General features: G+C 61.2%; 10 protein-coding genes. 7 read left to right on the top strand and 3 right to left on the bottom strand.

Going from position 1 to position 13,254, the window contains the following annotated elements:
- Positions 1-144 precede the first annotated feature (144 nt).
- The gene (locus tag AC4BBN_RS06565) at positions 145-924 is read right to left on the bottom strand and encodes a substrate-binding periplasmic protein (protein ID WP_490591144.1); all 780 of its coding nucleotides are present in this window, start codon (positions 922-924) and stop codon (positions 145-147) included.
- Positions 925-1,243: 319 nt separating this feature from the next.
- On the opposite strand from AC4BBN_RS06565, the gene AC4BBN_RS06560 reads away from it, so the two are divergent.
- Both AC4BBN_RS06560 and AC4BBN_RS06555 read left to right on the top strand, forming a co-directional pair.
- On the top strand, positions 1,244-3,667 hold the full coding sequence (locus AC4BBN_RS06560) for a bifunctional diguanylate cyclase/phosphodiesterase (RefSeq protein WP_490591143.1): 2,424 nt from the start codon (positions 1,244-1,246) through the stop codon (positions 3,665-3,667).
- Positions 3,668-3,748: 81 nt separating this feature from the next.
- Positions 3,749-4,174, top strand: a complete 426-nt coding sequence (locus AC4BBN_RS06555) for an SRPBCC family protein (RefSeq protein ID WP_490591142.1) — start codon at positions 3,749-3,751, stop codon at positions 4,172-4,174.
- Between the two features lie 95 nt (positions 4,175-4,269).
- Here the strand turns inward: AC4BBN_RS06555 and AC4BBN_RS06550 are convergent, their stop codons facing one another.
- A complete protein-coding gene (locus AC4BBN_RS06550) occupies positions 4,270-5,808 on the bottom strand; it encodes a UxaA family hydrolase (RefSeq protein WP_490591141.1) in 1,539 nt (512 codons plus the stop codon).
- Positions 5,809-5,822: 14 nt separating this feature from the next.
- Entirely contained in the window at positions 5,823-6,533 is a 711-nt protein-coding gene (locus AC4BBN_RS06545) for a FadR/GntR family transcriptional regulator (RefSeq protein WP_490591140.1), read from the bottom strand.
- Positions 6,534-6,732: 199 nt separating this feature from the next.
- Here AC4BBN_RS06545 and AC4BBN_RS06540 point away from each other — a divergent pair, with 199 nt between their 5' ends.
- The 5 genes from AC4BBN_RS06540 to AC4BBN_RS06520 all read left to right on the top strand — a co-directional run bounded on the left by AC4BBN_RS06540 (position 6,733) and on the right by AC4BBN_RS06520 (position 13,222).
- On the top strand, positions 6,733-7,581 hold the full coding sequence (locus tag AC4BBN_RS06540) for a fumarylacetoacetate hydrolase family protein (RefSeq protein ID WP_490591139.1): 849 nt from the start codon (positions 6,733-6,735) through the stop codon (positions 7,579-7,581).
- A gap of 246 nt (positions 7,582-7,827) precedes the next feature.
- Positions 7,828-8,490: a TetR/AcrR family transcriptional regulator gene (locus AC4BBN_RS06535; protein ID WP_490591138.1), complete on the top strand. Its 663-nt coding sequence runs from the start codon at positions 7,828-7,830 to the stop codon at positions 8,488-8,490.
- 55 nt (positions 8,491-8,545) lie between these two features.
- Positions 8,546-10,342 carry an acyl-CoA dehydrogenase C-terminal domain-containing protein gene (locus AC4BBN_RS06530; RefSeq protein WP_490591137.1) on the top strand — a complete coding sequence of 599 codons (1,797 nt, stop codon included), beginning with the start codon at positions 8,546-8,548 and terminating at the stop codon, positions 10,340-10,342.
- Between the two features lie 21 nt (positions 10,343-10,363).
- Complete coding sequence (locus tag AC4BBN_RS06525) at positions 10,364-10,792, top strand: DUF2147 domain-containing protein (protein ID WP_490591136.1); 429 nt, start codon at positions 10,364-10,366, stop codon at positions 10,790-10,792.
- A 15-nt stretch (positions 10,793-10,807) separates the two neighbouring features.
- Positions 10,808-13,222 carry a 3-hydroxyacyl-CoA dehydrogenase/enoyl-CoA hydratase family protein gene (locus tag AC4BBN_RS06520; protein ID WP_490591135.1) on the top strand — a complete coding sequence of 805 codons (2,415 nt, stop codon included), beginning with the start codon at positions 10,808-10,810 and terminating at the stop codon, positions 13,220-13,222.
- Positions 13,223-13,254 lie beyond the last annotated feature (32 nt).

Below are 13,254 nucleotides of genomic sequence, written 5' to 3'. Positions count from 1 at the left end.
CCTCGCGGTCTGCGCATCCCTGGCCTCGGGCGGTCTGCTGCGTTGCAAATCCTCGCCATAGCCCAAGCTATGTCTGCGGTTTGCGCCTTGCATCCCATCCCGATCCAGGGCACGCAGTCTCGCGGAGACTTATTCGGCGTCGCCTTAGTTCAAGTATTTGGCGTAGATGGCGTCGAAGGACTGGTCCTTCTTCATGGACGCCAGCGCCTTGTCAAATTCGGCGCTGATTTTTGCGTAGTCGCGTTTCTTGTTGAAAGCCAGATAACTGGGAATGGATTCAACGGCGGGGCTCAGTTCCTTTATTTTGCCAATGGAACCATTTTGTTTGGCTGCATCCAGAAATACCGCACGGTAGCTGGGTGCAAAATCAATTCTCTTGGCGGCAAGCATGGCGGCGAGGCTGTCAACGCTGCTGGTGTAAGTGATGTTCTGCCAGGTTCCATTCTTGACCAGCTTATCGATATCCAGGCCGTAGCTGGTGCCCCGGATAATGCCGGCTCTGAGATGCGATAAATCGGCTAAATTGCCAGTAAATCGAATATCCGAATCTGCGTGGATAAAAAATACCTCGACTTGCGTGATAACCGGGTTGCTGGTGTAGGCAAGAAACGATTCTCGCTCGGGTAGTTTGAAAACCGAGAATATGCCGTCCACATTGCCATCACGCACTTCTGCCAGGCAACGTGCCCATGGCATTAACTGGATTTTTACGGAATGGCCAGAACGTCGAAAGGCTTCGGTTACCACGTCTACAAGAATGCCGGTTGGTTTGCCATCCACAATATAGGCAGTGGGGCGGCTGTCGGCGGCAACCAACACCAGGTCTTCCGCATGCACCATATGTGACGCCATGGTGATGGCGAGTAAGGCCGATAGGCAACGCCTCAATGTATGAAAAAATGGAACTCTTTTGTTGATTGCCATCTTGAGTTCCTAGGTGGTATGCGTCCTGGAGTATGCCAAGTCGGTAAATACTCAATGCTGGTATTTATAACCCGACTTTCTAGCGACAAAAGGGTTTAAATTTCGGCGGCTACTTTTACCGGTGGCTATGTCTGCTGCACGTACACTGTAGCTTGGGGTTAATGGCATGTGCGAACAAATGCATGTGTTTGGCAAGACGCACTCGGACCTGGTTTGAAGGTCTCCCGGGCGCTTAAGTCGTGGGCATGGTCTTCGGCGCGTGAAGCCGAAGCGAACGACAGGCGCATCTTTGATCCAACGCTCGACAGCTGGAGAGCTGATGACACTTGCCGACGTTCTGAAATTGAATTTCCTCAACAAGGCGCTGATACGCAACAACGGCATTGCGCGCAGGATCATGCTGGCCGTGATCTTATTCAGTTCCGCCGTCACAGCAGTCATCACCGCAGTGGAGCTCTACCTGGACTATAGGGGGGATATACGCGGAATCAATGAGCGGGTTGAATCGATCCGCAAGGTGTATTTGCCCACCCTGGTGGAAAGCGTATGGGTACTGGAGCCGACCCAGATCCAGAACCACCTTAACGGTTTGCTGAACCTGGGCGACGTTGAGTACCTGAGCATCGTGTCTGACGGTAAGACCCAGTGGTCGGCTGGTACGCAGACCTCCAGGCGCCAGATCGAAACCGTCTTCCCCTTGAACCACCTCAGTGGTGGCGAGAGCGTGGCGATTGGCGAGTTGCATGTGGTCGCCAGCGTGGACAACGTGGTGTCGCGGCTGTGGTCCAAATTCATCGTCATGCTGGTGAGCAACGCCATCAAGACCTTTTTGGTCACCGCCTTCGTTCTGCTGATCTTTCAGGCTTTGGTAGGGCAGCATCTGGAACATATTGCCGGCTATCTGCTTCAATTCTCAAGAAATGTATCCAGTGAGCAGCCATTGCAGCTCAACCGTCGGGATGGTGGCCGCTGGCGCCCCGATGCGCTCGACCACGTGGCAAACGCCGTCAATCGGATGCGCGAAGAGATCATCCGCTCGGGCGCTGAGCTCAAAGCCAGCAATGAGCGGCTGGAGTCGATGGTGAAGAACTCACCCCTGGCCATCTACACCAGTGACCTTAATAATGTTGTGAGAAGCTGGAACCCTGCCGCACAGAGGATGTTTGGTTGGACTGCCGAAGAGGCCATCGGCCATCGGGTACGGTTCATCCCAATAGACAGGACGCAGGAGTACGAGGACATCTGCTCTAGGCTGCAAAATGGCGAGTCGCTCAACCAGGTTGAGTTGGTACGACAACGTCGTGATGGCTCCGTCGTACACATCAGCTTGTCCACTGCGCCCTTGTTCACTGCAGACGGTCAAACCGACGCCAATATATTCCTCGTAGCCGACATCACCCAGCGCAAGCTGGCAGAGCAGCAGATTCAGTTTCAGGCTTTCCATGACGCGCTGACCGGCCTGCCTAACCGCCTGCTGCTGCAGGACCGTTTCGAGCAGGCCAAGGCCCAGGCGAGCCGAACAAACTGGCGCGTGATGCTGCTGTTTCTGGATCTGGATAACTTCAAGAGCATCAACGACACGCTGGGCCACGATAGCGGCGATGCCTTCCTCAAACAGATCGCCATCCGCCTGAGTGCCTGTATGCGCGAGACCGACACCATCAGCCGGCTGGGGGGGGATGAGTTCCTGATTCTTTTGCCGGACCTGAGCCAGGCGGAAGATGCGGCGCCGATTCTGGCCAAGCTCATGGAGCAGATGCAGTTGCCCTTTTATGCCGACGGCCATGAAATTTCGACTTCGGTATCCATGGGCGTAACCATTTTTCCTGAGGACGGTACGAGCTTTGAGAGCCTGCTCAAAAAGGCCGACATGGCCATGTACAAAGCCAAAGGGGATGGGCGCAATACCTACCGTTACTTTGACGACGCGATGGACGTGGAGGCGATCGAGCACCAGTTCATCCGCAATGGCCTGCGGCGCGCGCTGGAGCGCAATGAATTCGTTTTGCACTACCAGCCCCAGATCGATCTGACCAGCGGTGCCATCGTTGGGGTCGAGGCGCTGATCCGGTGGAATCACCCCCAGCTCGGCATGGTGTCGCCTGCGCGCTTCATACCGGTGTCCGAAGAGAGCGGTCTGATCGTCCCGATTGGCGACTGGGTCTTGCGTGAGGCATGCCGCCAGGCCATGGCCTGGCAGCGCGACGGACTGCCTGAACTGTGCATGGCGGTGAACCTCTCTGCCGTGCAGTTCAAACGCGGTAGCGTGGAGCGGTCGGTGATCCATGCGCTGGAAGAAAGCCGGCTGAACCCCGCGCTGCTGGAACTGGAGCTGACCGAGTCGATCCTGATCCAGAACGTGGAGGGCGTGCTGGACTGTGTCAAGCGCTTGAAGCTGCTGGGTGTGAAGCTGTCTATCGACGATTTCGGCACCGGTTATTCCAGTCTGTCGTATTTGAAGCGTTTTGACATAGACAAGCTCAAGATCGACCAGTCCTTTGTGCGCGATTTGGGTACTGACCCCGATGACGCGGCGATCGTGCGGGCCATTGTCCAAATGGCCCGCAGCTTGAACCTGCGCACCATCGCCGAAGGCGTTGAAACCGCCGACATGCTGCACCAGCTGCGCGTCTTCGGTTGCGATGAGGCACAGGGTTACTACTTTGAGCGCCCGATGTCGGCGGATGCCGTTGCCAGCTACATCCGGCAGGCCAAGACCGTTGAGCTGGGGCCGGCCATCTAGTGCCACACCAGGCTGCGATACTTTTCTTATACGTTCCTAGTTGTCAAAATTTGCCAATTCGCCCGCCTAGGAGAAGCCGCTATGGCCACCTTTAAAACGTCCAGAATCTTCACGACCCTACCGGACGCTGTATTCGCAGCATTTGCCGCGCCCGAGCGTTTGGCCCGGTGGTGGGGGCCGGATGGTTTTCACAACAGCTTCGAAGTCTTCGAGTTCAAGCCAGGCGGCCAGTGGCGCTTCATCATGCACGGGCCGGATGGCGCTAGCTATCTCAACGAATCCACCTTCGGGCAGATCGAGCCGGCGCGCAAGATCGTGGTGCAGCATCTGTCGCAGCCACACTTTGTGCTCACCATCGGCCTGGAGCCCACGGCGGCGGGCACGCGGGTGACGTGGGAGCAGGCTTTCGAGAGTGCGGAAGTCGCGGCCGCCGTGCGGCACATCGTGGAGCCGGCCAACGAGCAGAACCTGGACCGCTGGCAGGCCGAGCTGGCAGCGGGCGACTGATTTATATTTGCTATAAAAAAAGTAGCTGCTTGCGCAGGTTTTATCTGCGCCAGAGTCTGTTTTTATGTATAAATTTCGGCAACTTGAGGTGAGGTCTACATCACCGCGCCGACCTGCCAGGGCACGAACTCGTTCTGCCCGTAGCCGTGGCGCTCGCTCTTGCTTTGCTCGCCCGAGGCGGTGGCCAGCACCAGCTCGAAGATGCGCTGGCCCATCTCCTGCACCGAGCTGCTGCCGTCGATGATCTCGCCGCAGTTGATGTCCATGTCTTCTTCCTGCCGCTGCCACAGCGCGGAGTTGGTCGCCAGCTTCAGCGAGGGCGAGGGGGCGCAGCCGTAGGCGCTGCCACGGCCGGTGGTGAAGCAGATCACGTTGGCCCCGCCAGCGACCTGGCCGGTGGCGCTGACCGGGTCGTAGCCGGGTGTGTCCATGAAGACGAAGCCGTGCGCCGTCACCGGTTCGGCGTATTCATACACGCCCTCCAGGTTGGTCGTGCCGCCCTTGGCGACGGCACCCAGCGACTTCTCCAGGATGGTGGTCAGCCCGCCGGCCTTGTTGCCGGGCGAGGGGTTGTTGTTCATCTCGCCGCTGTTGATCTCGGTGTAGTGCTCCCACCATTTGATGCGGCCGACCAGCTTCTCGGCGATCTCAGGTTTGACCGCACGGCGCGTCAGCAAATGCTCGGCGCCATAGACTTCCGGGGTTTCGCTGAGGATGGCGGTGCCGCCGTGGGCCACCAGCAGATCCACCGCTGCGCCCAGCGCCGGGTTGGCGCTTACACCCGAGTAACCGTCCGATCCACCGCATTGCAGGCCGATGGTGATGTGGGAGACGCTGCAGGGCTCGCGCTGCACATTGTTAGCGCTGGCGAGCATATTGCTCACCAAGGCAATGCCTTTTTCGACGGCATGGCGGGTGCCACCTGCGTCCTGGATGTTGTAGGTCTGCAGGGTGTCGCCCTCGCGCAGGCTGCTGTGGGCCAGCCAGGCGCTGGTCTGGTTGACCTCGCAGCCCAGGCCGATGACCACCACGGCGCCGAAGTTGGGGTGGGTGGCGTAACCAGCCAGTGTGCGTTCCAGCAGTTGCAGGCCCAGGCCCTCGCCATCCATGCCGCAGCCGGTGCCGTGGGTCAGGGCGACCACGCCGTCGATGTGCGGGTATTCGGCCAGGGCGGCGGGGTTGGTCTGGCGTGAGAAGTGCTCGGCAATGGCGCGGGCCACGGTGGCCGAGCAGTTCACGCTGCTGAGGATGCCGATGTAGTTGCGCGTGGCCACCCGGCCATCGGCGCGCCGGATGCCCATGAACGTGGCTTCACGGCGTGGCGCGGCGGGTTTTACATCGGCGCCAAACGCGTAGTCGCGGGCAAAGTCACCCTTGTCCGGCCCCATGTTCAGGTTGTGGGTGTGTACATGTTCGCCCGGACCAATGGCGCGCGAGGCGAAGCCGATGATCTGGTTGTAGCGCCGCACCGGCTCGCCAGCGGCAATGGCGTGGGTGGCGATCTTGTGGCCGGGCGGCACCATGCCTTTGACGGCGATGCCCTCGACGCTGGCGCCGCTGAGCAGCTGGGTGCGGGCGATGAGCACGTCATCGGCAGGATGGAGGCGAATGAACGGGGCAGAAGTGGTGGTCATGGTGGCGGAGCAGTTCAGGCGGGGTTGGCTTTTTGCCAGCTGGCGTTCAGCCGGTGGTGTGATTTGTCCATGTGGGCGTGCATGGCGGCGCGGGCGGCGGTGGCGTCCTGTGCCTGGATGGCGGCCAGGATGGCCTGGTGCTCTTTCAGCGCCATGCGCCAGGAGCGTGGGCTTTCAAAGTAGCCGCCCAGCCGGGTGAACAGGTGGCCGCGCCGAGCGTCCCAGAAGCTGTGGATGGTTTCCACCAGCACGGCGTTGCCACTGGCTTGCACGATGGCGGAGTGGAAGTCTCGGTCGCCGTCCAGCGGCGCCTTGCCTTGCGCGGCTTCGTCCTGCATGGTTTGCAGGGCCTGCTGCATGGCGGCGATGTGTTCGGGTTGCGCCAGGGTGGCGGCCAGGGCCGCGGTTTCACCCTCGATGACGCGGCGGGCGCGGATCAGCTCCAGCGGGCCCCATTCGGCGGTGGGCACGGTGGCGTTTGGGCTTCGCGGGCCGCGTTCCAGTACATACACACCAGAGCCGGTGCGCACCTCCACCCAGCCTTCGACCTCCAGCGCAATCAGCGCCTCGCGCACGGAGGGGCGGCTTACGCCGAGCTGGATGGCCAGCTCGCGCTCCGCCGGTAGCCGCGTACCCACCGGGAACTCACCAGACAGCATGCCCTTGCGCATCTGCTCGGCGATCTGGCGGTACAGGCGTTGGGGTTCCAGGGGGTGCAGTGGCATGGATCAGAAAGGTTCAAGCAGAGGTAGAGAACAGGGTTAAGGGTAAGCCTTAATTGGCCAAGTGGTAAGGCCAATTAATAATCCCACACATTATGCTGGGAGGCATCCGGCAAAACCCAGGGGGCTGCGCCACGACGGACCTCTGTGGGCGCTAGGTATGTTGGGTTTTGAATCGCTTTTTTACACACAAAGGAAATCCATGAAACTGGTTCGTTATGGCAACCCCGGAAAGGAAAAGCCCGGCCTGGTCGATGCCGAAGGCAAGCTGCGTGACCTCAGCGCCGAGCTCAAGGACATCGGCCCGGCGCAGCTGGGCGACGCGGCCCTGGCGAAGATCGCCAAGCTGAACCCGGCCAAGCTGCCGCTGGTCAAGGGTAAGCCGCGTATGGGCAGCCCGGTGGCGAACGTGGGCAAGTTCATCGCCATTGGCCTGAACTACGCCGACCATGCCGCCGAGTCGGGCTTGCCGATACCGGCCGAGCCGGTGGTGTTCATGAAGGCCACTTCGTGCATCCAGGGTCCGAACGACCCCGTGATGCTGCCCAAGGGCTCGAAGAAGACCGACTGGGAAGTTGAGCTGGGCGTGGTCATCGGCACGCAGGCCCGCTACGTGTCGCAAAAAGACGCGCTGAACTTTGTGGCCGGCTACTGCACCATCAACGACATCAGCGAACGTGAATACCAGCTGGAGCGTGGCGGCACATGGGACAAGGGCAAAGGCTGTGACACCTTCGGCCCGCTAGGCCCCTGGCTGGTGACGCGCGACGAAGTGCCCAACCCCCAAAAGCTCAGCATGTGGCTGGACGTGAACGGCAAGCGCGTGCAAACCGGCAGCACCAAGACCATGATCTTCAGTGTGGCCAAGATCGTCAGCTACCTCAGCCAGTTCATGACTCTGATGCCCGGTGACGTGATCACCACCGGCACGCCACCCGGTGTCGGCCTGGGTATGAAGCCCCCCGTGTTCCTGAAGAAAGGCGACACCATGTCGCTGGGTATCGAAGGCCTGGGCGAACAGCACCAGGTTGTGGTGCCGTTCAAGCTGTAACTCGTTCGCGCGGCGCTGGCTGCGCTTGTCGCTCCCCCCCCAGAGCAAGGGGCGCGCACTTGGTAGGCAGGGCCGCGTCTGGCCCTGCTTGCTACCCCCACCCAAAACCCCGATTTTTACCCCAAACCTAGGGTTTGCCCCTGGGTTTATCGACACGCGCTCCCCAAAAATGCATTGCTAAAAGTATTGGCTTCGAATATCCTTAAATAGCACGATCGTTCGTTTTATTTTTGCATAAGGAATGCCATGTCTGCCAAAGGAGATCCTGTGGATGCCACCCGCACCCCTGCGGGAGAGGGCGTGCGCGATGGCCGCGCGCTGGTCAAGGGCCGGCAAACCAAGGCGTCCATCGTTGACGCAGCCTTGCGCCTGGCCAGCCATGTTGGCCTGGAGGGCTTGAGCATCGGTGCTTTGGCCGAAGTCACGCACATGAGCAAGTCCGGTGTGTTCGCGCATTTCGGCTCCCGCGAGGAGCTGCAGATTTCGGTGGTCCGTGAATACCACCGCCTGTTTGAAGCCGAGGTTTTCTACCCCGCCATGCAGGCGCCGCGCGGCTTGCCCAGGGTCAAGGCGCTGTTTGCCAACTGGATGCAGCGTGTGTCCATCGAGTTGCAGTCTGGCTGCATCTTCATCAGCGGAGCCGTCGAGTTTGACGACCGGCCTGGCCCCGTGCGTGATGCCCTGGCCGACTCGGTCCAGGCGTGGCTGTCGGCCTTCTGCCGTGCGCTGGAGCAGGCCAAGGAGGTGGGCGAGTTGCGCCCCGATGCGGACGAACGCCAGGCCGCTTTCGAGATTCACGGCCTGATCCTGTCATTGCACTATGAAGCCCGATTTCTGAAAACCCCCGGAGCTTTGGCCCGTGCCAATACCGGCTTTGACAACATCCTGGCGCGTTACGGCACGCCTTAGATCACACCTCCAACCTCTTCTTTCGTACCTCTTCAAGCACCTCCAAGGATTAACCATGCCAACTTACACGCCCCCCCTGCGCGACATGCAATTTGTGATGCACGAAGTGCTCAAGGTCACAGACGATCTGAAGCTGTGCCCACAGCATGTGGACACCGATGCAGACACCATCAACGCCGTGCTGGAAGAGGGTGGCAAGTTCGCCTCCGAGGTTGCCTTTCCGCTGAACATCAGCGGCGACGCCGAAGGCTGCACGCTGGACAAAACCACCCACGAAGTCACCGCACCCAAGGGCTTCAAGCAAGCCTACGCCCAGTACGTCGAAGGCGGCTGGGCCGCACTCAGCTGCGACCCGGCCTACGGCGGCCAGGGCCTGCCTTTCGTGGTGAACCAGTGCTTCTATGAAATGCTGAACTCGGCCAACCAGGCCTGGACCATGTACCCCGGCCTGTCGCACGGCGCATACGAAGCCCTGTTGGCGCACGGCACCGATGCGCAAAAAGCGCTGTACCTGCCCAAGCTGGTCAGCGGCCAGTGGACCGGCTCCATGTGCCTGACCGAGCCGCATTGCGGTACCGACCTGGGCCTGCTGCGCACCAAGGCCGAGCCCCTGGCGGACGGCAGCTATGCCATCACCGGCAACAAGATTTTCATCAGCGCGGGTGAGCATGATCTGGCCGAGAACATCGTCCACCTGGTGCTGGCGCGCCTGCCGGACGCACCGCAGGGCAGCAAGGGCATCAGCCTGTTTGCCGTACCCAAGTTCAACGTCGCTGCCGACGGCACGCTGGGTACGCGCAACGGCATCTATTGCGGTGGCTTGGAGCACAAGATGGGCATCCACGGCAACAGCACCTGCCAGATGGTGCTGGACGGCGCCATCGGCACCATCGTGGGCCAACCCAACAAGGGCTTGGCGGCGATGTTTGTGATGATGAACGCGGCCCGCCTGGGCGTGGGCAACCAGTCGCTGGGCCTGACCGAGGTGGCCTACCAGAACGCCCTGGCCTACGCCAAGGACCGCATCCAGATGCGCTCGCTGACCGGCACCAAGGCCAAGGACAAACCGGCCGACCCCATCATCGTGCACCCCGATGTGCGCAAGATGCTGCTCACCGCCAAGGCCTACGCCGAAGGTGGCCGTGCGCTGGGCATTTTCTGCGGCGTGCTGCTGGACAAGGAGCACAGCCACCCCGACGAAAAGGTGCGCGCAGAATCCGGCGAGATGCTGGCCCTGCTGACCCCCATCGTCAAAGCCTTCCTGACCGACAACGGCCATATCTCCACCAATGCCTGCATGCAGGTGTTTGGCGGCCACGGCTTCATCAAGGAATGGGGCATGGAGCAGTATGTGCGCGACAACCGCATCAACATGATCTACGAAGGCACCAACACCATCCAGAGCCTGGACCTGCTGGGCCGCAAGATCCTGGGCAACAACGGCGCCACGCTGAAGAAGTTCGGCCGCCTGGTCGCCGCGCTGGTCGAGGAAGAAGGCGTGAATGAAAAGATGGGTGAGTTCATCACCCCCATCGCCATCCTGGGCGACCAGGTCACCAAGCTGACCACCGAGCTGGGCTTCAAGGGCTTCCAGAACGCCGACGAAGTGGGCGCTGCGGCCGTGGACTATTTGCGCGTCGCCGGCCACCTGGTGTTTGGCTACTTCTGGGCCCGCATGGCGCAAGTGGCGCTGCGTGAAATCGCTGCTGGCAGCACCGACCCGTTCTACCAAGCCAAGCTGCAAACCGCGCGCTTCTACTTCGCCAAGCTGTTCCCCGAAACCGCTACGCTGATGCGCACCATCCGTACCGGCAGCAAGGCGCTGATGGATACCGACGCCGCTCTTGCTTAAAACCCGCACCGGAGACACGCCATGAAAAAATTGATAGCACTCTGCGCAGGATTTATATGCGCTAGCGGCGTATTTGCCCAAATGACCCCTGAGGGACTTTGGCGCTCGGTAGACGACAAAACCGGCCAGCCCAAGGCAGAGATCCGCATCACCGCCGTGAACGGCGTGCTCTCCGGCGTGGTGGAAAAAGCCCTGACCACCAGCGGTGAACCCAACTGCACCGAGTGCACCGACGACCGCAAGGACAAGCCCAAGCTGGGCATGGAAATCATCCGCGGCGCCAAGAAAACCGAGGGCAAGGACTTGTGGGAAGACGGCAAGATCCTCGACCCCGACAACGGCAAGAACTACACCCTGCGCATGGTGCCGCTGGAAGACGGCAAGAAGCTCCAGGTGCGTGGCTATATCGGCCCCTTCTACCGTACCCAGATCTGGCTGCGCGTGCAATAAATTCGAAAGAAACCAATGTCTAGATTCCCGATCAAAAAAGTCGCCGTGCTCGGCGCAGGCGTGATGGGTGCGCAAATTGCTGCGCACCTGGTCAACGTCAAAGTGCAGGTCGTGCTGTTCGACCTGAAAGCCAAAGAAGGCCCGGCCAACGGAATCACCGCCAAGGCTATCGCCAATTTGAAGAAGCTCAAGCCCGCGCCGCTTGGCGTGGCCGAAGATGCGGACCTGATCCAGCAGGCCAATTACGACGACCACCTGGAGCAGTTGAAAGACTGCGACCTGGTCATCGAAGCCATCGCCGAACGCATGGACTGGAAGCTCGATCTGTACAAGAAGATCGCGCCCTTCGTCGCGCCGCACGCGCTGGTGGCGTCCAACACCTCTGGCCTGTCGATCACCAAGCTCAGCGAAGCTTTGCCCGAGGAAATCAAGCCGCGTTTCTGCGGCATCCACTTCTTCAACCCACCGCGCTACATGTACCTGGTGGAGCTGATCAACACGCCCACCACCCGGCCCGAAGCGCTGGACCAACTCGAAGCCTTCGTCACCACCAGCCTGGGCAAGGGCGTGGTGCGCGCCAAGGACACGCCCAACTTCATCGCCAACCGCGTCGGCATCGCCGGCATGCTGGGCATCATCGGCGAGACCGCCAAGTTCGGCCTGACCTATGACGTGGTGGACGACCTGACTGGCAAGCGCCTGGGCCGCGCCAGCTCGGGCACCTTCCGCACTGCCGACGTGGTGGGCCTGGACACCATGGCCCATGTGGTCAAGACCTTGCAGGACAATTTGAGCCTGGAGACCGATCCGTTCTACGCCAGCTACGGCACGCCGCCCGTGCTGGCCAAGCTGCTGGAACTGGGCAACCTGGGCCAGAAGGCGAAGGCCGGTTTCTTCAAGAAAGTAGGCCGCGACATCCTGCGCTTCGACATGGCCTCCGGTACCTACGTGGCCGGTGGCGAAAAGGCCGACGAGGTCTATGGCCGCATGCTGAAAAAGCCCGCCGCCGAGCGCCTGGCGCTGCTGCGCAACAGCGAAGGCCCGCAAGGCCAGTTCCTGTGGGCAGTGCTGCGCAACAGCTTCCACTACGCCGCCGTGCACCTGCAGACGATTGCCGAAACCGCGCGCGACGTGGACCTGGCGATGCGCTGGGGCTTCGGCATGCAGCAAGGCCCGTTCGAACTCTGGCAAGAAGCCGGCTGGCTGACGGTAGCCAACTGGATCAAGGAAGACATCGCTGCCGGTAAGGCGCTGAGCAACGCGCCGCTGCCCGACTGGGTGTTCAACGGCCCGGTGGCGGAGGCGGGCGGCGTCCACACGGCCGAAGGCTCATGGAACCCGTCTACTTCCAAATTTATAGCGCGCCACGCACTACCGGTCTACTCCAGACAGCTATTTCCTGAAAAAATCTCCGGCCACACCCAAGGCCTGGGCCTGGGCGGCGGCTTCGAAACTGCAGGCAAAACGCTGCATGAAGACAAAGCCATCCGCTTGTGGACGCTAGACGACCAAATCATCATCGCCAGCATCAAGACCAAGATGCACGCCATCAGCCCCGAAGTCTCCGAAGGTCTGGCCCGCGCGGTCGATCTGGCCGAGAAGGACTACGCCGGCGTGGTGATCTGGTCGGGCGACGAGCCCTTCAGCGCCGGTGCCGACCTGCAGGCCATGCTGCCCGGCTTCATGATGGGCGGCGCGGGTGCCATCAACAAGATGGAAAAAGCACTGCAGCAAGTGATGCTGAAGATCCGCTACGCGAACGTGCCCGTCGTGTCCGCCGTGCGCGGCCTGGCGCTGGGCGGTGGCTGCGAGCTGGCCGTGCACTCGGCCCGCCGCGTGGTGGCGATGGAAAGCTATATCGGCCTGGTCGAAGTCGGCGTGGGCCTGGTGCCCGGTGCCGGCGGCCTGACCTATATCGCCCGCCGTGCTGCCGAAAACGCGGCCCTGTCCACGCACAAGGACTTGCTGCCCTTCCTGACCGAGGGCTTCACCGCTGCGGCCATGGCCAAGGTGGGCACCAGCGCATTGGAAAGCCGCAAGCTCGGCTACTTGCTGGACAGCGATGTGATCGTGCCGAACAAGGACGAGCTGCTGTTCGTCGCACTGAACGAAGCCAAGGCCATGGCCGCCAGCGGTTACCGCGCGCCGCACAAGCGCCAGTTCCTGGTCGCAGGCCGCAACGGCAAGGCCACCATCCAGGGCCAGTTGGTGAACATGCGCGACGGCGGCTTCATCAGCCAGCACGACTTCCATATCGCCAGCCTGATCGCCGGTGTGGTGACTGGCGGCGACGTGGACAACGGCACCCTGGTGACCGAGGAGTACCTGATGAGCCTGGAACGCAAAGCCTTCTGCAGCCTGCTGGAGAACGCCAAGACGCAGGAACGCATCATGGGCATGCTGAGTACGGGCAAGCCTGTGCGGAACTAACGGCAATGGACCCCGACTTCCTCCTTCCCCCG

It is taken from the genome of Rhodoferax sp. SPJ21, from assembly GCF_058216335.1.
This window is presented reverse-complemented; position numbering and strand designations above follow the sequence as displayed.